The following is an 18883-nucleotide window of genomic DNA, read 5'->3' on the forward strand; positions in this document are numbered from 1 at the left end:
TCGCCCTTCGATGGTGCGACCAGGGTCTGTCCGGCGGATCATGTGATCGCCCTGCGTAGCCAAGCCACTTTCCTTTCCGGCCTCCAAGCGCGCCGGGCCGCCGCCGTAGAGTTCTGGCTGTGACAATTCACCGCATGCCCGCCGCGGAGGTTTCAGTCTCTGTCGACCTGGTGCGCCGTCTACTCGACGAGCAGCACCCCGACCTGGCGCACCTGCCCGTCGAGGTGCTGGCCAACGGCTGGGACAACCTTGTGTGTCGGCTGGGCGAGGAGTTCCTCGTCCGGTTGCCGCGGCGCGCCCTGGCCGCTGAGCTCGTCGCGCACGAGCAACGGTGGTTGCCGGAGTTGGCCGGCCGCCTGCCGTTGCCTGTGCCGGCGCCGGTGCGTGTCGGGCGGCCGACGGCTGAGTACCCGTGGGCCTGGAGCGTCGTGCCGTTCTTCCCGGGCCTGGTCGCAGCGCGGTCGGAGCCCGAGGACCCCTGGTCGGCCGCGGCAGCGCTGGGCGGTTTTCTTGATGCGCTGCACGTCCCGGCTCCCTCGCAGGCGCCCGTCAACTCGTTTCGCGGGATTCCGCTGGCCGGCCGCACCGAAGGCGTCCTGAACGGGCTGGCGCACGTCGACCGGGCCGACCGCGCCACCGCACTGCAGATCTGGGAAGCGGCTGCCGCTGCACGTGCTTGGGACGGGCCGCCGGTGTGGCTGCACGGGGACCTGCACCCGGCCAACATCCTGGTCGACCGTGGCCGGATCAGCGCCGTGATCGACTTCGGTGACATCACCTCCGGCGATCCCGCCGCTGACCTGTCCGTGGCCTGGATGCTGTTCACGGCGGAGCAGCGTGCCGCCCTGCGCCAGGCGTACGGCCGCGCGGACGACGCCACCTGGGAGCGGGCCCGCGGGTGGGCGCTCGCCCTGTCCCTGGTCTTCTTGTCGCACTCGGCGGACAACCCGCTGATGCGCGGCATCGGCGAGCGCGCCTTCCGATCGGTACTGGAGTAGCGGACGGCTTCCAGGTTCGGCCTGGCAGAGCCTGGCGTGGTGCGCTCCGGGGCGCCTGACTTGAAGTAGTGGCCGTGGTCTCGACGGTGCGATGAACAGGACTTGATTTAGAGGCGGACCGAGAGGAACGGCACGAACTCGGCCCGGTGATGGTGGAGACGGTCTGCTTGGACACCTCGGCGCCGTAGACCTCGGTACTCGGACACGGCCGCGCCACCTGCCGAAGATCACGAGCCGTCACGGGGCGTTACCGAGAAGAGTTCACTGCCTGACGCGGTAGAGGCCCCAACTGTCCGGGCAACTGCGGACGACGGCAGCGGGCCCTCAAGGGCCGCAAGAACTTGGGGGCGTTGAGGCCTCGGCGCCGTGTTGCGGCCAGCCGGGTCCGTGCCGACTCCAGAGGGAAAACTGCACGTCGGGACAGATCTCGCCGCTCTTCACAAGCCATCGGTGGACGGCGGCAATAGCGTCTTCGCCGGCAGTGTCACCCCGCGGGCGCCGCCGGTGGCGTCGAATGCGCCGGTCAGGCAGGAGCCGTAAACGCGGCCTTCGGTGTGGTCTGCCCGCTGGACAACCTGACGCGGATGGCAGGTGATCTGTGCGGCTTCACGAGGGGGTCCAGGCCAGCCGAAGCCTCACGCACCGTGTCCCCCGTAGCAAAAACAAGCCGCCGCCTCGCATGTACGACTGGATCCCGGTCATGTGCGGGCAGTTCCTGCATGGTTCCGCTCTTGTGCAGGTACAACGGTCACGACGGTTCTACAGTCGGTTCGACTCGTCCGCGCAATGTCGCAGACCTCGCTGGACGCACACGAACCGCCGGTGAAGACGTCGGCCTTGTGCACCACAACACGGCCGGTATCCGTCAGCCGCGGTTACCGGCCTTCCGCAATCAGGCACAGGCCAGGCACGAAGGGGGCGCGGGTGGGCACGGTCGGGGTCTCGACCGAGGATCCGGACGACTTCGACGTCTTGTACGGCGAGTTGCAAGGCCTCAGCGGGGTCGTGGTGAAGGCAGTTCCCGCGCTGTTGGAGCCCGGATACCAGGGCTCGGTCGTGGATCTGCTGACCGTGGCCTGCGCTTCGGGCGGCGCTGTCGCGGTGTTCATGGAGATCGTCAAATCGCTGCTGGAGTCCAGGGGACCGGGTTTCGTCCTGAAGATCCAGCAGGGAAACGTCCGGCTGGAGATCACCGCCGACACCTTCGAAGAGGCACGGCCGGTCCTGGAGGATTTGCTGGGTGGACCGTGACCTGACGTGGGCCCGCGCCATCCTGATCGGCAACGGCGTATACGAGGACTCCGGCATCCCGAATCTGCCCGCGGCCGAGTGTGTCAACGCGATGGCGAAGCTCCTTACCAGCAAGCGGTGCGGATGGCCGACCGAATGCGTCACGTCTCTGGTGGACGTGGCGTCCCCGGACGACCTGGCCCGCAAGGTGCTCGATGCGGTCCGTAACACCCGGGAAGTGCTGCTGGTGTATTACGTCGGCCACGGGGTGCGCACCCACGAGGGCCAACTCGCCCTGACACTCGGCAAAACCGACTCGGACTGGGATGCGTTGCCGCACACCGCAATGCTCTACGAGAACCTCGCCAAGATCCTCCGCCGTCACCAGCCGCCCACCACACTGATCATCCTGGACTGCTGCCACGCCGAACTCGCCAACAGGTCCAACGGCACGTTCCAGGCACTGGACTTCGTCGGCGTCGATGAAACCGACCCGGACGAAGACGCCGACGCAGACGACGGCCTGTATGTCATCGGGGCCAGCGGCAGTACCAAGAAGGCCAGGACGACCGAGACCCTGACCTGTTTCACCGACGCGTTCTTGCGGGTCGTACGCAACGGCGTCCGTACCGTTGCCAAGCCGGATCTGAGCATGGAGCAGGTCTTCTTCGCGGTGCGGGCCCAGTTGCGAAGGGCCGGTCTGCCCGAGCCGGTGGACAGCGGAACCCGCGGAGCACGCCGGTTCCTCTTCTGTCTCAATGCTGCCCACCCGAGCAATGCCAAGGTGCTCTGCGAGGATGTCCTGGAAACCGCCGTTCCCGGACAACTGCCGATGCTGGACCGGCGCATGTTGCTGACCGCCGCGGGTGCCGTCGGGCTGACCGTTGCCGACAGCTTCATGACCCTCAAAAGCCGTTTCAGCGGCCCTGGGACAGCTGGGGAAGCCGATGCGCCGGGCAGCGGGGCCTCGAACGCGGTGACGGCGGCGATGACCTCGCTGGGGCAGCCGATCCTCGGCCACACGGATGCCGTCTACTCGGTGGCCTTCCAACGAGGCGGGCGTTTCCTGGCCAGCGGCAGCGCCGACCAGACGGTCAGGTTCTGGGACCTCGCCGATCCCACGCATCCCAAACCCATCGGTGCGCCCTTGTCCGGTCATACGGACACGGTCTATTCCGTGGTCTTCAGCCCCGACGGAAGCCTTCTGGCCGACGCCAGCGCCGACCAGAAGGCACGGCTGCTGAAAGTGACCGACCCTGCGAAACCGGTACTTCTCAGCCGACCGGCCACCGGCCACACGGACGCCGTCTTCTCGGTCGCCTTCAGCCCCAGTGGAGAACTGCTGGCCGGCGGCAGCGGCGACCGTACGATCCGCCTGTGGAAGGTCACCGACCCCACGCACCCCGAACTCGTCGGCAAACCCGTCTTCGGACATACCGATGCCGTCCTGTCGGTAGCGTTCAGCCACGACGAGAGCGTCATGGGCAGCGGCGGCTCCGACCACGCCGTCCGGCTGTGGAACGTAGCCGACCCCCTGGCGGCCATCGGCGCGGCCCTGCCCGGCCACACCGACCGGGTCTACTGTGTGACGTTCAGCCCGAATGGGCACCTGCTGGCCAGCGGCAGCGGTGACCGGACCATCCGCCTGTGGAAGGTGACCGATCCCGCGAACCCGGTGCTCCTCGGAACCGCCACCGGCCACAAGGACGCCGTCAACTCCGTCGCGTTCAGCCCCGACGGACAGGTCCTGGCCAGCGGCAGCAGCGATCACACCATCCGCCTCTGGCATGTGACCCAATCCGCGCGCCCGGTACCCCTCGGCCGCGCCCTCGCCGGTCACCGCGGCGCCGTCTACTCGGTGGCCTTCAGCCCGGACGGCAACCTGCTGGCCAGCGGCAGCGCCGACCAGACCGTCCGCCTGTGGAAGCCGACCCGCTGAACGGCTGCCGACCTCCTGCTTCGCACACGGCAAGATCCTGAAGCGAACCAGGCAGCTCGCCTCGGCGACCCAGGCGGGCTGCCGGCACGCTCACGAGGCGCTGGTTTGGGAAGCAATAGCCAGCCGATTATGCGCCGGGGGCTCCGGGTCAGCTGCGGATACTGCTGTCGTCGAGGAGGCTGAAGCACATACCGACCGTGTCGCGGCTGAACCAGGCGGTTACGGGGTGCTGTTCGAGGATGTCCTGGATGTGGACGGTGGCCTTGGCCCAGTCGCGGACGTGGCCGTGGCAGGCGGCGTCGTTGATGCATATCAGGTCGTCCGGGGCGACGTTCAGCCACGAGGCGCAATACGTCGGCATCAGGGCCAGGGCTCCGTCAGGGGGGGGGCGGCGTGAGGACGTCAAGGACGGTGACGCGGGCGGATGTTGGCGTGACTGAGGGCATCGTGCTACTCCTGTGATGGCGAGGGTGGGTAAGTAACGGGATGGGCTCAGCCGGGGAGAGGCGTGACGGTGGTCGTCATGGTCCGGGTGTGGCCGACGAAGCGTGTCTCACCGAGCAGTTCCACCTCCACGGACCGGCCGGGGTCGCCGGCCGACTGGGCGACGGTCAGCACGATGCGGCCGGGTTCGACGCGGCGGCGCAGGTCCCGCCCGGTGAAGCTGGTCAGGTCGGCGTGGACCTCGAATTCCACGGTGCGGCTCTCACCGGCGGCCAGTTCGACCCGGGTGAAGCCGATCAGCCGGCGGACAGGCCGGGTGACCGAGGCGACCGGGTCGGTGAGATACAGCTGCGGGACCGAAGTCCCGCCGCGCAAACTGGTGTTGGCGATCGTGGTGCGGACGGTCACCGACCCGTCGACCGCAATGGTCTCCGCGTCCGCATCGATGTCCTCGATGGCGAAGGTGGAGTAGGACAGGCCGTGTCCGAACGGGACGGCCGGCGTGGGGTCGATGTTGCTCACGCCGTCGCTCTTGAGTGCGAGCGGGGGTGCGAGGTAGGTGCCCGGCTGGCCGGCCGTGTCCCCCGGGATCTGTACGGGCAGGCGTCCAGAGGGGTTGACGCGGCCGGAGAGGACACCGGCGAGCGCTGCAGCGCCCTCCTCGCCGGGGAAGAAGGCCTGAAGGGTCGCGTCCGCCGCCCCGGCATGCCGGCCGATGGCGTACGGCCGACCCGAGACGGCGACTAGGACGCTACGACGAGCTGCGCCGAGGACGGCCTCCACCAGTTCCTCCTGCACTCCGGGAAGCGTGAGCGTGCCGACATCGCAGCCTTCGCCGGAGGTGCCCCCTCCGAACATGCCGGACCGGTCGCCGACGACCAGGATCGTCAGGTCGGCCGCCGAGGCTGCCGTCACCGCTCCCTGGATGCCTTCGCGGTCGTCTCCGGTGGAAGCCGCATCACCTCCAGGACGCGATCGGCTCACTCAGCCTACGCCTGACGGATGCGGAGGCGGCACGCCTCGAAGCCCCTTGCCGCCGCAGCCCCTGGCCGGTTTCTGAGCCCTCTTGACCACAGGAAGACGACATGACGCACGATCTCATCACCAGCTCCTTCAACGCAGTCTCCACCGCAGCCGAAGTGGTCGACGGGAACGACCTCCACGGCAAACGGTTGATCGTCACCGGCGGTTCCTCCGGCATCGGCATCGAGACCGCACGCGCACTGGCCGGTGCCGGTGCCGATGTCCTCATCGCCGTGCGCAACCCGCAGGCCGGCCACAGCGTGGCCGAGGACATCAACACCGGCCTCAACTCCCCCCGGGTCACGGTCGCGCAGCTCGACCTCGCAGACCTTTCCTCGGTGCGACGTTTCGCTGCCGAGTGGGACACGAGGCCTCTGCACGCTCTGATCCACAACGCCGGCATCATGGCGACCCCGTTGACGCGGACCGTGTCCGGCTGGGAGCTCCAGTTCGCCACCAACCACCTTGGCCATTTTCGCACTCGCCAACGCCCTCCACGACGCCCTGGCGGCCGCGAACGGTGCCCGGATCGTCTCGGTCGGTTCCCGCGGCCATCTGCGCTCGCCCGTCGTGTTCGACGACATCAGCTTCCTCGAGCGCGACTACGATCCGTGGCTGGCCTACGGACAGTCCAAAACCGCCAATGTGCTCTTCGCCGTTGAGGCGAACCGGCACCGGGCCGACGACGGGATCACCGCGAACGCCCTGCACCCGGGAGGGATCACGACAAACCTGGTTCGCCACCTGCCCGAGAACGTGATCGAGGGCTTTCGTACGGACCCGACGGCTGTGTACGAAACACCTGCGCAAGGAGCCGCTACCTCTGTGTTCGTGGCCACGTCACCCCTGCTCGACGGAATTGGCGGGCGTTACTTCGAGGACTGCAACCAGGCTCTGCCCTACGACGGCGGCCCGGAGCCTGTCGGCGTGGTCGACCATGCCCTCGACCCCGAGGCGGCACTGCGCCTCTGGGACGTCTCGGAGCACGCCATCAGCAGGTGAGGCGCTCGGCCCGCGAGATCTCACATGCGGTCAGCGTTCAGGACCGCGCGGATGTACGCCTCGGGCGCCTCGCGCGGCACGTTGTGGCCGATGCCCTGCGGCGTGCGGTGGAAGCAGGGACCGGTGAACCTGCTGCGGTAGGCGGCTCCGTTTCCGGGAGGGGTGAAGGGGGCCAGCGCGCCGTCGAGGGTGACGGTGGGCACGTGAACGGGCCGCCCTTCGGGGAGCTTCGCGTCGAGGCCGTCATAGCGCGGGTCGCCCGGTGCGAGGCCGGGACGCCGGCGGTAGTTGTGGAACACGATGGGAACATGTCCGGGTCGTCGAAGGCCTGGGCGATACAGCCGTCGACGCTCAGGGGCGCATTCGCGCGGGGTACTCGTCGTCCTCTCGAAGTCGGACGACGGCAGGCGCGACACCTGTCGTGCGCGACTGCCGCATTGCGGCCTTTCAGCCCCGCGGTGCGACGCGGATACGGTTCCCGTCAGGATCGGCTGCGAGGAAGGTCAGCCCGAACCCCATATCATGAGGCTCGCGCAGGATCGTGACCCCCTTGGACTTCCACTGCTCAAAGGTCGCGTTGAGCTCGTCGGGTCCACCGTCGATGGCCAGGCAGACCTCACTGGTGCGCGGGACGTCCGGTGACAGATCCTCGAACTGGCCAGACCACACAGCGAGGTCAGCGCCTGGCCCGAGTTCGAAGGTGATGTATCCCGGGGTCTCGAACGAGGGGCTCATGCCGAGGAGGTCGCCGTAGAAGTGAGCTGCGGCGGGAGCGTCGTTCACGTAGACGATGGACACGACGGATGCGGTCATGATCTTTCCTTCTCACAGGTCGTAGGTACGCATTCACCAGCCTGACCGGGATATGCGCCGCATCGTGTCGCAATTCCTGAAAAAATTGGTGTGTGACCCCAGATCGCTTCTTCGCCCTGATGCTGCTCCTCACATCGAGGGATGCCGTGACCACACAGGAACTTGCCTCAGCGCTCGGGGTGTCCCTTCGAACCATCACCCGAGACCTGAACTGGCTCCGCGACGCCGGTTTGCCGGTGACCGCACAGCGGGGCCGCCTCGGAGGCGTGACCATGCTGCCCGGGTCCGGGCCCGACCTCACGCGACTCACACCGGGCGAGCGTGATCATCTGTCGCTCACCGGGCTGGATGAGAAGCAACGTGCGGAGCTCAACGCATCGGCCGAAAGCCGGCGCGCGCTCTCCAAGATCCTCGCTACACAGCCACGTCGAGTTCATGAGCTCCTGCCGCTCACCGACGTAGTGCACGTGGACAGCCGTCCCTGGCATCAGGCACGAACTTCCGGCCCGACTCCGGCTTCGCTGATCGGCGCAGTGCGGCGAGGTCGCCGGCTACGGATCGAGTACGACAGCCCACGCGAGTCATGCCCACGCGACGTGGTCGTGGATCCCTACGGGCTGTTCGCCAAGGCCGGCACCTGGTACCTCGTCGCCGACTGTGCCCGAGTGCCACGGATGTACCGACTCGAACGGATCACGACGTGGAAAGAAGTCGACCAGCCACGACGGATCCGCGAGAGCCAGACCCTGGCCACCGTCGCTGCCGCGCTCATTGATCAGTGGGAACACAACCATGCGATAGAGGTCAGCGCCACCATCGACCAGACCCAGATCGCAACGTTCGCCCTGTTGCCGGCCGACGGTGCCAGCTCGTGCCGAGTGGCGCGGTCGACTCGGCGTCGAGCTGGTGATCGGCCCAGACGTGGCCTTCAGGCAGCAAGTCGGCGACAAGGACGGCTCGGAGACGGTCGTCGTCGCCGACGATGACCTGGAGGGCGGGAAAGTAGTCGAGAAGGTCCTGACGGCACCGGACGCACGGGGAAACAACCCCCCGGTCGGGGTCGCCCACAGCGACAATCGTGTCCGGCTCGTACGCGCCCTGGGCGGCTGCCGCGCCAATGACGACCAGCTCGGCGCAGGGGGACTCCCGTGAAGTGGTGGGCGTTCACCGCAGTGACGATCCGGCCGTCCCGGGCACGGGCCGCGGCCGCCATGGCGTGGTTGTCGCCGCGGCAGCGAGTGCGCGCGACGTGCGCCGCGGCCTGGATGAGTTCGTGGTCGACGGGGTAGGTCTTCGTGGTCGTCTTCAAGGCCGGAAAGTCCCCCGCTGCGGCAGCCGCCGCAGCAACCGTCGCACCTGCGGTCGAGCTGGTCGACTGGTGCTACGACAAACCCGCTGGCAAGGACTACATGACCTGCACCGATGCGTGCCTGAAGAACATCGGATCGGGGAAGCTGGTGTTCGTCGACACGGACGAGGCGGAGATCGGCTTCGCCACCTGCGACTTCAAGCAGCGGATCAAGGCCTACCCGAACAAGGGCGCATCCGGCCCGAGCGTCCGCGGGCGCTCGGGCCGAGCGCGCAGGGCTACCGCACCCCGCGAAATCCCCGGCGGGGCCTCCCAGATCCCGCCCCGCTGCCAAGATCCGGCCCCCGGCACCACGGCGCTGTCAGACCCCGGTGGCAGGATGTCGAGGACGTGCCCTGGGCGGTTCGCACATGGCCAGGGTGATCCACAGAACTGGAGAGCAGGATCATGAATCGCAGTGAGCTGGTGGCCGCGCTGGCCGACCGTGCCGAGGTGACTCGCAAAGACGCCGACGCCGTGCTGGCCGCGTTCGCCGATGTCGTCGGCGACATCGTCTCCAAGGGCGACGAGAAGGTCACCATCCCCGGCTTCCTGACCTTCGAGCGCACCCACCGTGCCGCACGCACCGCGCGCAACCCGCAGACCGGCGAGCCGATCGACATCCCCGCCGGCTACAGCGTGAAGGTCTCCGCGGGCTCGAAGCTCAAGGAATCCGCCAAGGGCAAGTAGACCCACCGGTGGCAGCCCCGGGCCGCCGCCCGAGTGCGGCGGCCCGCCGGCAGCCCCCCGGGCGGGCCCCTGCAGTGGTGCAGATCCGTATGGGGAAGCCATCGCTGCGACCCGGCGCCGCTATCTCATCGGACCCGGGTGTCGTCGACTCCTTCGACGATGAACACGCGGTGGTCCGCACCGGGCCGGCGGTGGAGCAGCGCTGCCTGGTAGGCCGGGCTCTCATATCAGGCCCGCGCGTCCGCAACGCTGGGGAAGCCATGAATCAGCACATCGTCGAACGGCCCACCCTCCAGGGTTTCGATCGCCCCCGTATCCGACGAGGGGTGTCACGTAGTGGCCTGCCCGGGCCGAGCCAGCGTAGAGGGCCGGCTCGGCCGGGGCGGTCACGCGCTCGCGGAACATGACGACGCAGGCATTCACACGCCGCCGTTGTTGACCAGCTCGATCAGGGCGTCGGCCGCGGGAGCCGAGGACGCCGGGTTCTGCCCGGTGATCAGCAGACCGTCCTGCAGGACATAGGGCTGCCAGTCGTCGGTCTTGGAGTAGAAGCCTCCGAGGTTGGTGAGTTCGTCCTCGACCAGGAAGGGGACGATGTCGGTGAGCTGGACGGCCGCCTCCTCGGAGTTGGCGAATCCGGTGACCTTCTTACCCGAGACCAACGGGGTGCCGTCCTCGTGGACGGTGTGCCGCAGGACGCCGGGGGCGTGGCACACCAGTCCCACCGGCCTGCCGGAGCGGAGGGTGGTTTCGATCAGCCGCGCGGAGACGGTGTCCTCGGCCAGGTCCCACAGCGGCCCGTGCCCGCCGGGGTAGAAGACCGCGTCGAAGTCGCCGGCCGAGACCACGTCGAGGCGCAGGGTCTTCGCCAGTGCGTTGGTCGCCTCCGGGTCGGCCTCGAAGCGCCGGGTGTCGTCGGTCTGGAAGCCGGGCTCGTTGCTCTTGGGGTCCAGCGGCGGCTGACCGCCCTTCGGTGAGGCGAGGGTGATCTCCCAACCGGCCTCCTTGAAGCGGTAGTACGGCGCGGCCAGCTCCTCCAGCCAGAACCCGGTCTTGACGCCGGTGCTCCCCAGCTCGTCGTGCGAGGTGAGAACGATCAGAACCTTCATGACACACTCCTTGTGCGAGTAGACCAGTCTACTAATAGAGATCAAAAGGGCCCCCGCGACCGGATCGGGTATGGGGCCTTCTCTGTACGTGAGGCAGTTACAGGTTCAGCAGCTTGCGGGTCACCGCCGTGGCGGTGTCGAGCGGGGCCAGGCTGCGATGGATCTTGGCCATGACGCTCGCGCCGAGCCACATGTCGTACAGGGCCTGCGCGGTCTCGCGGGCCGCACCGTCGAGCGACAGGGAGCCGTCCTCCAGGCCGCTGGTGATCGTGCGCTCGATGCGGTCGACGACCGCGCTCGTACCTTCCTTCAGAGCCAGACGCATCGGCTCGGACAAGTCCGCGACCTCGGCGCCGAGTTTCACGGCCAGGCACTTGCCCTGGCACTCCTCGATGCTCTGCGTCTCCCGCCACTGCTGCCAGTAGGCCATCAGCCGCTCGGCGGCCGACTGGCCGGAGTGAGTGAGAACACCGTCCATGTCCGTGAGGTAGTCCGCGAAGTAGCTCTTCAGGATCGCCTCACCGAAGGCGTCCTTCGAGGCGAAGTAGTGATAGAAGGACCCTTTCGGTACGCCGGCCTCCGCGAGCACCTCATTGATGCCGACAGCCGAGTAACCCTTGCGGGCCATGATCCGCTGGGCGGTATCGAGGATGATCCGACGGGTGTCCGTGGTGCGCGTGGCGGCGGGCATAGAGAAAACGTAGCACCGGAGTAGACCAGTCGTCTAGGCGTCGACAGTCGGACGTGCGATCCGACAGGTGTCCACGTACGGGTCTGAGTGCACCGACAAGCAGGCGGCCACCGGGGCGCCCTTCGGCAGCGGCAGCGGTCGCGCCTCGCTTGTCGGGCCATGATGCCGCACCGACCGTGGCCGGGTCGGGCAGCCCGCGACCCGGCCGTGGTCGCGTCCTGCTCGCGCGGCCAGGCGACGTCGACGCCGCGCTTTTGGTCGTCCCCGGGCTGGACGAACGCCCCGGTAGACCTGCCACCCATGGCCATCGCACCTGGTCTCGGTCAGGCGGCCGGGGCGGTCAGGACTGCCTTGGCGGCCAGGCCGAGATTCCTGATCATCGGATTCGGGTCGCCCTTGCGGTTGACCAGGACGACCTGGCTGGGGGGAGCGCCCTCGATCGGGACGGTGACGAGGTCGGGACGTAGTGAGCTGCGCCGGTCGCCGGCCGGGAGCACGGCGATCGCGCTGCCGCTCGCGACGAGTTCGAGCTTGTCCTCGTAGCTCTCGATGTAGCTCTCGGTGTAGCTCTCGGTCGGCGGCACGCCGGCCCCGAGGATCCGGTAGGAGGTCCACTCCGCGGTCTCGAACGCGCACGGCGCGGCCTCGTGGCCGGCCAGCTCTTGTGCGGTCACCGAGGCGCGGCCGGCCAGGGGATGGCCGTGCGGGACCACGAGCATCCGGGGTTCCTGGTACAGCGGGGTGGTGGACACGTCGTCGGCGGCGAGCGGCAGCGGGGCCCGTGCGATCAGGGCGTCGACGCGTCTGTCGGACAGCGCCCCGACGTCGCGGCAGCTCAGATACCGGGTGCTGATCTCCGCGTCGGGGCAGCGGCGGCGCAGTTCCCGTACGGCGGCGGTGACCACCAGGTCTTCGACGTAGCCGATGGTGATCCGCTGGGTCTGGGCTTGTTCCCGCACGGCCAGCTCGGCCTGGCGGGCGGCCTGCAGCAGGGCGTGGGCCCGGGGGAGGAATGCCTGGCCGACCGGAGTGAGGCGGGTGCCCTGGGGGGTGCGGTCCAGCAGGCGTGTGCCGAGATATTTCTCGAGCCGTTGGATCTGGCGGCTCAGCGCCGGCTGGGCCACGTGCAGTTCGGCGGCGGCCCGGCCGAAGTGCTGGTGAGCGGCCACCACGGTGAAATAGCGCACCAGCCGCAGTTCCAGGTCCTGTCCGAGATCGTTCACTCCTGCAGCGTACGTGTCATGCCGTTTCGGGATGACCAGGTTGCCGAACCGGTCTTGGACGGCCGTGCCGACCTGCGCCTTGACTGAAGGAGCAACGTTTCCCCGAGAAAGCGACAGGTGCGATGAAGGCGATCCAGTTCCACGAAGCGGGCGGCCCGGAGGTTCTGCGCTACGACGAGGTGCCGGTTCCCGAGATCGGCCCCGGCGAGGTGCTCGTCCGGGTGCACGCGGTGGGCATCAACCCGCCGGACTGGTACCTGCGCGAGGGGATGAAGGTCATGCCGGCCGAGATGAGGCCGGCGCTCGAGTTCCCCCTGATCCCCGGAACGGACATGTCGGGCGTGGTCCAGGCTGTCGCTCCCGACGTGTTGGGGTTCACGGTCGGTGACGAGGTCTTCGGCATGCTGCGGTTCCCCGGATTCGACGGCCGGGCGTACGCCGAGTACGTGGCCGCGCCGGCTTCCGACCTGGCGCTCAAGCCGGACGGTATCGACCACGTGCAGGCGGCCGGGGCGCCGATGGCCGCGCTGACGGCCTGGCAGTACCTGGTCGATCTCGGCCACGACGTGCCGTCTCCGTTCACCGGCCGGGTGCACCGGCCGGTGCCGCTCACGCCGGGGACGACCGTCCTGGTCAACGGGGCCGCCGGTGGGGTGGGCCACTTCGCGGTGCAGCTGGCCAAATGGAAGGGGGCACGCGTCATCGCGGTGGCCTCGGGCCGGCACGAGCAGTTCCTGCACAAGCTCGGAGCCGATGAGTTCATCGACTACACCACCACGCGGGCCGCGGACGTGGTCGGCGGCGTCGACCTGGTGATCGACACCGTCGGTGGCCCGGACAGCTCGCGCTTCCTGAGCGTGCTCAGGCGCGGCGGCACCATGCTTCCGGTGTTCTTCGCCCAGTACGACCCGCAGGAGACGGCGCGTCTGGGCGTCAGCGTCTCCAACATTCAGGTGCGTTCCAACGGCCCCCAGCTCGCCGGGATCGGGCGCCTGTTCGGCGAGGGCAAGCTCCAGGTCGGGGTGGACAGCACCTACCCGCTGTCCGAGGCGGGCCGCGCACACGCGCGAGCCGCGCAGGGCCACATCCAGGGCAAGATCGTGCTGACGGTGGCCTCGTGATCGCCGAACTCCAGCAAGCGGTGGCGCACTACGCCCACGCCCTGGACGAGCTGAACGTGCCCGCGCTGGAAGCGGTCCTGACCGAAGACACCACCTGGACCTTCACGATGCCCGGACAGGGGGTGCTCGGCCCGGTCGCCGGACGCGCGGCGGTGCTCGACTTCATCCGTGACGGACACACGGCCCAGGCCGGAAGGGTGCGGCACCACCTGGGCAATGTCGTCGTCACGGTGACGGACGGCGCCACTGCCCAGGTGCGCGCCTATCTGCTGCAGACGAGGAACACCGGCGAGAGCATCCAGATGATCTCGACCGGGGTCTACACGTTCGGCCTGCGCCGGTCCGACGGTGGGTGGCGGATCGCCGAGCTCGCCCTGACGCTGGAGAACGTCCTTTAGGTCGAGGCCGGGCAGTGGGTCCGGCGGTCATGGGATGCCTGCCGTCCGTAACCGGGTATCGATTGGGCCGACGACGAACAGCACGGCCCTGTGCAGGGAGATGATCAGCCGGTCGACGCGTTGTCGAACGCCGGCAGGCCCGGCTGCCCCGCGGCAGATCGGGCGGGCTGTCAGGGACGGCCGGAGCGGTGATGGCCCTTCCGGCGGCCCCGGGGTCGGTTATGGCGGACCGGCACCGAGTGGGTGTTGGTGCGTTCGGAGATGCGGCTGTGCCGGGTCCACCGCCTTCCGCACCGCGGTCGCCTCCGCCCCCACCCTCGATGCGCCCGTACCGACCTGCCCCCAATGGACACTCCTCGACCTGGTGCAGCCCCTGGGCGAGGGACGCCGCTCCTGGGCCGCCACCTCGCCGCGGCCCACCGGGCCGACGCCCGGATCGCGGACGCGGTCGCGCTGGAGGCGCGCAAGGCCGCCGAGGGCGAGACGTTCACCGAGCCCGTGAAGCCCACCGGGCCCATCCCGTCCAGCCGCAGGAGGAGACCGACGGCACGGTCACCTTCCTGTCTGGCTGGAAGCTGTCCCACCTCCCGCCCGACACCCGGCCGCTGCCGTCGGTGGCCCACTACGACCAGCCCCTGAAACGGCACGGCCGCAGGGCCGGCGAGAAGGAGGGATCATGACACGCAGGCGTGGACTGACCGAAGAAGCCGCCACCGCCTCGATCGACCAGGCATGCCGCATGCTCAGGCTGCCGTCCATCGGGCAGCAGTTCGCCGACCTCGCCGAAGGCGCCGCACACGATTAGATGTCGTATCGGGCGTTCCTTGCCGAGCTGCTGATGACCGAGTGCGACGACCGGGCCCGCTCGGCGTTCCGAACGCCGGATCAAGGCCGCCTCCTTCCCGCGCGACAAGAGCCTGCGGGCGTTCGACTTCGACGCCAACCCCAACATCGGGCCGGCTACCGTCAACACCCTCGCCACCTGCGAATGGGTCAAGAAGGGGGAGCCGCTCTGCCTGATCGGCGACTCCGGCACCGGCAAGTCCCACCTGCTGATAGCCCTGGGCACCGAGACCGCCATGCACGGCTTCCGCGTCCGCTGTGTGCGGGCCACCGAACTCGTCAACGAGCTCGTCGAAGCCGCCGACGAGAAGCAGCTGTCCAAGACGATCGCCCGCTACGGCCGTGTCGATCTTTTATGCATTGATGAACTCGGCTAGATGGAGCTTGACCGTAGGGGTGCTGAACTGCTGTTTCAGGTTCTGACCGAGCGCGAGGAGAAGAACGGCGTCGCGATCGCCTCGAACGAGAGTTTCAGCGGGCGGACGAAAACGTTCACAGATCCGCGGCTCTGCGCGGCCATCGTCGACCTCCTGACCTTCAACGGCGCCATCATCCAGAGCGGCACCGAGTCCTGCCGCCTCGCCCACACCAAAGCCCTGGCCGAACAGACCCACGCCAGCTGACCGGGAGCCGCAGAGCCGACCGCGGATCCAGCGGCCAGCGGGGTCGGCAGTCGGGCGAGATCAGCCGTTGGCTTCCCGAGCCACGCGCTCCAGCCGGTTCCGGTGACCCTCCCACCACGCCTGATCCCCTGGCGGCATGTTGTCCTTGCCCTGCAGATACCCGACGGATCCGTCGATGAGCTCTCGCACGATGTCCGCGTGGCCGGCATGCCGCTGGGTATCGGAGATCACGCGCACCAGGATGTGGTGCAGTGTCACCTCTCGGCGTTCCTCCGGCCACCACGGGACACGGCCGATCGCGTCCAGCGTCAGCGCCGCGATCGTGCTGTCGGAGTGCTCCCACGCCTGCCGATACAGCCCGACGATGTCTTCGCGCGACTCGTCTGCAGTGGCCCACATGTCCGAGTTGGGCTCTGTGTCCTCGGTATACCACCAGGGCGGCGGCTCTTCGTCGAAGAACGACCGCCCGAACGTATCGCCGAAGTAGCCCAGTTCCACGCCGGCGACGTGCTTGACCAGTCCCAAAAGGTTCGTGCCCGTGGGGGTCAGCGGGCGGCGGATGTCGTACTCCGAGAGCCCATCGAGCTTCCACACCAGGGCGTCACGCGCCTCTTGCAGGTATCGGAGAAGGTCCGCTTTCGGGTTCGCTTCGATCATGCCGGGCAGTCTTCCACCCGGCACTGACAGCCGGGATTGACATCAAAAGCCACTGTCCTTGATCTTGCCTGACGCAGTGAAACGACTCGGCTCTGCCGGTCAGACCTGGCCGCCCGTCAGCCGTCGGATCAGCTCCGGCCAGACGACCGGATCGTGGCCCGGGACCAGTTCGTAGCGCTTGTCCGCCGCCAGTCGTTTGAGGTGCCGGATGGGCGCCAGGGTCGCCTCCGGGGGTACGCCGATCGACGTTCCGGCGGGGCGCTCCTCGTCGATGTTCTCCGTCAGGTCGGCCGCGTCGCAGGTGAACACATAGCCGCCGCCTTCGGCGAGGTCGACCACGAAGCTCTGGTGGCCCGGGGTGTGCCCGGCGGACAGGACGGCCGTGACGCCGGGCACGATCTCCTGGTCGCCGTCGGTGAGACGCCAGTCGATGCGGGGGTCGTCGAAGTCCACCCGGAACGTAAGTGTTCGCGGCGGAGATCCCGATTGAGAGGGGTGGACCGGACTGCTCGGTGATCAAGTGGATCTTTGATCCCTTCTTGCCGCGATCTACAGGATTCGGACCCGTCAGATCCCCCTTTCAGGGCCCGCATGTTCACCGATTCGATCGCACACCGCGACCAGTCCAACTCCCCGCGGGCACCGAGTTCGTCCAGGACCAGGCGGTGAAGCTTGCCCCACACCCTGGCCCTGCTCCACTCGGTGATCAGCTCATTGACCTCGCGCATCCCCGCATCGTCGCACCAGCACCCAATGGCTCAGTCCGCCGGGTCACCTGCGCCTCGATCCACCGATCGAGATGACCTCTTGAAGGCGTTCACGCGGTGCCCGCGCGACCGCCACCACCGTGAATGCCAGGACCGCGCACACGATCTACGCTGAGGCGTTGACTGCCCGGAGGGTCATAGATGTCACGGCCTGGTACTCGGACGCCCCGAACGACAACCGTTCCTGGGAGCGTCCTTTTGATTAGGGATCAGGGCCTCTTGCCGCTCGTGGGACTCGACATCCGCGAGCTACCAAGAGGCCCTTCTTCCATGCTTCCGCACCGGCAGACTCACCCGGACCAGGCACCTGTGCGAACCCCACCGACCACCTGAGCGGAAAGAGAACAGCCAGTCAGTCGGTCAGTGCGGAGGCGAGTTCTGTGGTGACCCGGACGAGTTCGGTGTCCGGTTCGATGAGTAGTCGCTGGATGGTGCCGCGGTTGGCGCGCACGGCTTGGCGGGCTTCGCGTTCCCACCCCACGTAGTCGTCGCGACGGTGCAGCAGTTTTGGGTAGGCGGCGGCCGTCTTCTCCCACTGTCGGGCGTCCGCGATGTTCTTCAGCAGCCGGACGATCTCCACGCGGCAGGTGACGTGGGGGAGCCGGGCGAGTTCCCACAGGAACGGGACCGTGGCGGCGGTGGCCTGTTCCACGACGAAGCCATACTGGCAGATACGCTCGCGCAATTCGCTGATCGCGGTCCGTGCCGTAGTTGTGTCACCCCAGGCGATGCTGTTGAGCAGCAAGGGGATGGCTGTGGCAGGGCCGCGGGAGTCTTTGATCTCGTGCCACGGCACCTGCCCCACGTTCCTGAGCGGCGTTGCCATTTGCGCTCCCGATACAGGCGTCGGATGCTGGGGGCTTGTCGGTTCCATAGAAGCGGCGCGCATCATGCCGGGACTTTTCACGGCAGTCGTGTCAGGGCCGCGGGGGAGGTCGGCAGCGGGGCCCAGAAGGTCCTGCCCGCCGGGGAATGCCGGACCCGTCCCCGGTCCTCGGACACGGCTTCGACGATGCACAGGCCACGGCCGTTCTCCTCCGAGGAGTCGGTGACACGGGGGTATACGGGCGGGCGGCCACTTGGGTCCGTGACGGCGCACATCAGGTGGTCGGCTTCGAGTCGGAGTGTCAGCCACGCAACGGCCTCGCCGTCCGGGGCCTGCGGTACGGCGTGCGTCACCGCGCTGGCGGCCAGTTCGGTGACGACGGTGGCGGCGCCGTTGCTCAAGTGGTCGAGCGACCAGTGGCACGCGGTGCGGTGGGTGAAGGTCCGCGCCTGCGTGTGGCCCTGCCTGCTGCCGGTGATGCGCACGTCAGCGGAGCTGGGCGCACCTCTCAGCGGCTCAGGCTCCCGACGGGCCTCGTGACTCAGGGAGCAGGCCGACGCTGTGGTGGCGAGCGCACCGGTCTCAGCGGTCCGACCTGCCCGTGGCGCAGACCTGCTGGGAATGCGAGGCGCTTGGTGCACAGGTAATGACACGGCGTCTCCCTGATGTGACGTCAGGACGCGGCGTCGACACCGCGGTTGACGCCACGGCTATTATCCACTCCGGCAGCGTCGTCGTGCAATTTCACGGGAAATTGCACGAGGTGTGGCCGAACGCAGGAGTGTGGGGCGCGGTGCCGCCTCGGCCCGAGCCTGCGGTCGCGTACACGCGCGGCAGAACGTCAGCAAGGAGAGTTCGGTGACTTCAGTGTCCAACGGAGTGCAGGCGAGTTCATTGGCGGCCTGCTGGATCAAAAGCCGGCACAGCAACGCCGAGGGCAACTGCGTCGAGGTGGCCGCCCTGGGTGACGGAGGTATCGCCATCCGCAACTCCCGCGACCCCGATGGGCCCGCCCTTGTCTACACACCGGCGGAACTGGCCGCCTTCCTCGCCGGCGTGAAGGAGGGGGAGTTCGACCACCTCGTGTGAAGCGGAGGCGGGCATCTCCACTTCGGCCAACGCATCCGGCAGGCGTTGA

Annotated in this window: 21 protein-coding genes and 5 pseudogenes; 13 read left to right on the forward strand and 13 right to left on the reverse strand. The window is 68.2% G+C overall.

Annotated features, from left to right (window positions below; genetic code table 11):
* Positions 1–134 precede the first annotated feature (134 nt).
* The 3 genes from ACZ4UV_RS32875 (at position 135) to ACZ4UV_RS32885 (ending at position 4167) form a co-directional block, all read left to right on the forward strand.
* Positions 135–998: an aminoglycoside phosphotransferase family protein gene (locus tag ACZ4UV_RS32875; RefSeq protein WP_390035383.1), complete on the forward strand. Its 864-nt coding sequence runs from the start codon at positions 135–137 to the stop codon at positions 996–998.
* A 924-nt stretch (positions 999–1922) separates the two neighbouring features.
* Positions 1923–2249 carry an effector-associated constant component EACC1 gene (locus tag ACZ4UV_RS32880; protein WP_351502426.1) on the forward strand — a complete coding sequence of 109 codons (327 nt, stop codon included), beginning with the start codon at positions 1923–1925 and terminating at the stop codon, positions 2247–2249.
* A complete protein-coding gene (locus ACZ4UV_RS32885) occupies positions 2239–4167 on the forward strand; it encodes a caspase, EACC1-associated type (RefSeq protein WP_451016041.1) in 1929 nt (642 codons plus the stop codon). Before ACZ4UV_RS32880 ends, ACZ4UV_RS32885 begins: the two co-directional genes overlap by 11 nt.
* 148 nt (positions 4168–4315) lie before the next feature.
* Here the strand turns inward: ACZ4UV_RS32885 and ACZ4UV_RS32890 are convergent, their stop codons facing one another.
* The gene (locus ACZ4UV_RS32890) at positions 4316–4528 is read right to left on the reverse strand and encodes a hypothetical protein (protein WP_451016040.1); all 213 of its coding nucleotides are present in this window, start codon (positions 4526–4528) and stop codon (positions 4316–4318) included.
* A 131-nt stretch (positions 4529–4659) separates the two neighbouring features.
* Positions 4660–5595 carry a glycoside hydrolase family 3 C-terminal domain-containing protein gene (locus tag ACZ4UV_RS32895; RefSeq protein ID WP_467842832.1) on the reverse strand — a complete coding sequence of 312 codons (936 nt, stop codon included), beginning with the start codon at positions 5593–5595 and terminating at the stop codon, positions 4660–4662.
* Positions 5596–5696: 101 nt separating this feature from the next.
* Here ACZ4UV_RS32895 and ACZ4UV_RS32900 point away from each other — a divergent pair.
* Both ACZ4UV_RS32900 and ACZ4UV_RS32905 read left to right on the forward strand, forming a co-directional pair.
* A pseudogene (locus ACZ4UV_RS32900) lies at positions 5697–6059 on the forward strand (SDR family NAD(P)-dependent oxidoreductase); the annotation flags it as partial.
* A 40-nt stretch (positions 6060–6099) separates the two neighbouring features.
* A complete protein-coding gene (locus ACZ4UV_RS32905; protein ID WP_467842941.1) occupies positions 6100–6636 on the forward strand; it encodes an SDR family NAD(P)-dependent oxidoreductase in 537 nt (178 codons plus the stop codon).
* 20 nt (positions 6637–6656) lie between these two features.
* Here the strand turns inward: ACZ4UV_RS32905 and ACZ4UV_RS32910 are convergent, their stop codons facing one another.
* Both ACZ4UV_RS32910 and ACZ4UV_RS32915 read right to left on the reverse strand, forming a co-directional pair.
* Complete coding sequence (locus ACZ4UV_RS32910; RefSeq protein WP_467842835.1) at positions 6657–6935, reverse strand: alpha/beta fold hydrolase; 279 nt, start codon at positions 6933–6935, stop codon at positions 6657–6659.
* 148 nt (positions 6936–7083) lie between these two features.
* A complete protein-coding gene (locus tag ACZ4UV_RS32915) occupies positions 7084–7449 on the reverse strand; it encodes a VOC family protein (protein ID WP_467842837.1) in 366 nt (121 codons plus the stop codon).
* A gap of 92 nt (positions 7450–7541) precedes the next feature.
* On the opposite strand from ACZ4UV_RS32915, the gene ACZ4UV_RS32920 reads away from it, so the two are divergent.
* Positions 7542–8435, forward strand: a complete 894-nt coding sequence (locus ACZ4UV_RS32920) for a helix-turn-helix transcriptional regulator (protein ID WP_467842840.1) — start codon at positions 7542–7544, stop codon at positions 8433–8435.
* Here ACZ4UV_RS32920 and ACZ4UV_RS32925 read toward each other — a convergent pair.
* Positions 8344–8758: pseudogene (locus ACZ4UV_RS32925) on the reverse strand (cytidine/deoxycytidylate deaminase family protein); the annotation flags it as partial. The gene ACZ4UV_RS32920 and the pseudogene ACZ4UV_RS32925 sit on opposite strands and share 92 nt — an antisense overlap.
* On the opposite strand from ACZ4UV_RS32925, the gene ACZ4UV_RS32930 reads away from it, so the two are divergent.
* Both ACZ4UV_RS32930 and ACZ4UV_RS32935 read left to right on the forward strand, forming a co-directional pair.
* The gene (locus ACZ4UV_RS32930) at positions 8745–9209 is read left to right on the forward strand and encodes a hypothetical protein (protein ID WP_467842843.1); all 465 of its coding nucleotides are present in this window, start codon (positions 8745–8747) and stop codon (positions 9207–9209) included. The pseudogene ACZ4UV_RS32925 and the gene ACZ4UV_RS32930 overlap by 14 nt on opposite strands.
* Positions 9206–9487 (forward strand): HU family DNA-binding protein, encoded by a 282-nt coding sequence (locus ACZ4UV_RS32935; RefSeq protein ID WP_390035373.1) that lies wholly within the window; start codon positions 9206–9208, stop codon positions 9485–9487. The genes ACZ4UV_RS32930 and ACZ4UV_RS32935 overlap by 4 nt, the downstream gene beginning before the upstream one ends.
* A 419-nt stretch (positions 9488–9906) precedes the next feature.
* Here ACZ4UV_RS32935 and ACZ4UV_RS32940 read toward each other — a convergent pair whose 3' ends face one another.
* From ACZ4UV_RS32940 to ACZ4UV_RS32950, 3 genes are all read right to left on the reverse strand, one after another.
* The gene (locus ACZ4UV_RS32940) at positions 9907–10596 is read right to left on the reverse strand and encodes a type 1 glutamine amidotransferase domain-containing protein (protein ID WP_467842846.1); all 690 of its coding nucleotides are present in this window, start codon (positions 10594–10596) and stop codon (positions 9907–9909) included.
* A gap of 97 nt (positions 10597–10693) precedes the next feature.
* Positions 10694–11287 (reverse strand): TetR/AcrR family transcriptional regulator, encoded by a 594-nt coding sequence (locus ACZ4UV_RS32945; RefSeq protein WP_451021792.1) that lies wholly within the window; start codon positions 11285–11287, stop codon positions 10694–10696.
* A 323-nt stretch (positions 11288–11610) separates the two neighbouring features.
* Positions 11611–12510: a LysR family transcriptional regulator gene (locus ACZ4UV_RS32950; protein WP_467842849.1), complete on the reverse strand. Its 900-nt coding sequence runs from the start codon at positions 12508–12510 to the stop codon at positions 11611–11613.
* A 122-nt stretch (positions 12511–12632) separates the two neighbouring features.
* Here ACZ4UV_RS32950 and ACZ4UV_RS32955 point away from each other — a divergent pair, with 122 nt between their 5' ends.
* The 4 genes and pseudogenes from ACZ4UV_RS32955 to istB all read left to right on the forward strand — a co-directional run bounded on the left by ACZ4UV_RS32955 (position 12633) and on the right by istB (position 15495).
* Entirely contained in the window at positions 12633–13631 is a 999-nt protein-coding gene (locus ACZ4UV_RS32955) for an NADP-dependent oxidoreductase (RefSeq protein ID WP_451021790.1), read from the forward strand.
* Entirely contained in the window at positions 13628–14029 is a 402-nt protein-coding gene (locus ACZ4UV_RS32960) for a nuclear transport factor 2 family protein (protein ID WP_451021789.1), read from the forward strand. The genes ACZ4UV_RS32955 and ACZ4UV_RS32960 overlap by 4 nt, the downstream gene beginning before the upstream one ends.
* A 277-nt stretch (positions 14030–14306) precedes the next feature.
* A pseudogene (locus ACZ4UV_RS32965) lies at positions 14307–14462 on the forward strand (maleylpyruvate isomerase N-terminal domain-containing protein); the annotation flags it as partial.
* A 243-nt stretch (positions 14463–14705) separates the two neighbouring features.
* Positions 14706–15495, forward strand: a pseudogene (istB, locus tag ACZ4UV_RS32970) (IS21-like element helper ATPase IstB).
* Between the two features lie 60 nt (positions 15496–15555).
* Here istB and ACZ4UV_RS32975 read toward each other — a convergent pair.
* The 5 genes and pseudogenes from ACZ4UV_RS32975 to ACZ4UV_RS32995 all read right to left on the reverse strand — a co-directional run bounded on the left by ACZ4UV_RS32975 (position 15556) and on the right by ACZ4UV_RS32995 (position 18230).
* Positions 15556–16152: a DinB family protein gene (locus ACZ4UV_RS32975; protein ID WP_451021788.1), complete on the reverse strand. Its 597-nt coding sequence runs from the start codon at positions 16150–16152 to the stop codon at positions 15556–15558.
* A 99-nt stretch (positions 16153–16251) separates the two neighbouring features.
* The gene (locus ACZ4UV_RS32980) at positions 16252–16605 is read right to left on the reverse strand and encodes an MBL fold metallo-hydrolase (protein WP_467842853.1); all 354 of its coding nucleotides are present in this window, start codon (positions 16603–16605) and stop codon (positions 16252–16254) included.
* A pseudogene (locus tag ACZ4UV_RS32985) lies at positions 16529–16856 on the reverse strand (IS5/IS1182 family transposase); the annotation flags it as partial. The gene ACZ4UV_RS32980 and the pseudogene ACZ4UV_RS32985, both read right to left, overlap by 77 nt.
* A 415-nt stretch (positions 16857–17271) precedes the next feature.
* Positions 17272–17808 carry a hypothetical protein gene (locus ACZ4UV_RS32990; protein WP_451021795.1) on the reverse strand — a complete coding sequence of 179 codons (537 nt, stop codon included), beginning with the start codon at positions 17806–17808 and terminating at the stop codon, positions 17272–17274.
* Positions 17809–17822: 14 nt separating this feature from the next.
* Positions 17823–18230 carry an ATP-binding protein gene (locus tag ACZ4UV_RS32995; protein WP_467842857.1) on the reverse strand — a complete coding sequence of 136 codons (408 nt, stop codon included), beginning with the start codon at positions 18228–18230 and terminating at the stop codon, positions 17823–17825.
* A gap of 373 nt (positions 18231–18603) precedes the next feature.
* On the opposite strand from ACZ4UV_RS32995, the gene ACZ4UV_RS33000 reads away from it, so the two are divergent.
* Positions 18604–18834 carry a DUF397 domain-containing protein gene (locus ACZ4UV_RS33000; protein ID WP_451021786.1) on the forward strand — a complete coding sequence of 77 codons (231 nt, stop codon included), beginning with the start codon at positions 18604–18606 and terminating at the stop codon, positions 18832–18834.
* The last annotated feature ends 49 nt before the right edge of the window (positions 18835–18883 follow it).

This window comes from Streptomyces sp. NPDC028289, assembly GCF_055565975.1.

Bases quoted from the DNA above. Each gene is read 5' to 3' on its own strand.
- ACZ4UV_RS32915 (WP_467842837.1), bottom strand. From the start codon at position 7,449: ATGACCGCATCCGTCGTGTCCATCGTCTACGTGAACGACGCTCCCGCC.
- ACZ4UV_RS32955 (WP_451021790.1), top strand. From the start codon at position 12,633: ATGAAGGCGATCCAGTTCCACGAAGCGGGCGGCCCGGAGGTTCTGCGC.
- ACZ4UV_RS32975 (WP_451021788.1), bottom strand. From the start codon at position 16,152: ATGATCGAAGCGAACCCGAAAGCGGACCTTCTCCGATACCTGCAAGAG.
- ACZ4UV_RS32940 (WP_467842846.1), bottom strand. From the start codon at position 10,596: ATGAAGGTTCTGATCGTTCTCACCTCGCACGACGAGCTGGGGAGCACC.
- ACZ4UV_RS32990 (WP_451021795.1), bottom strand. From the start codon at position 17,808: ATGCGCGCCGCTTCTATGGAACCGACAAGCCCCCAGCATCCGACGCCT.
- ACZ4UV_RS32890 (WP_451016040.1), bottom strand. From the start codon at position 4,528: ATGCCGACGTATTGCGCCTCGTGGCTGAACGTCGCCCCGGACGACCTG.
- ACZ4UV_RS32875 (WP_390035383.1), top strand. From the start codon at position 135: ATGCCCGCCGCGGAGGTTTCAGTCTCTGTCGACCTGGTGCGCCGTCTA.
- ACZ4UV_RS32935 (WP_390035373.1), top strand. From the start codon at position 9,206: ATGAATCGCAGTGAGCTGGTGGCCGCGCTGGCCGACCGTGCCGAGGTG.
- ACZ4UV_RS32945 (WP_451021792.1), bottom strand. From the start codon at position 11,287: ATGCCCGCCGCCACGCGCACCACGGACACCCGTCGGATCATCCTCGAT.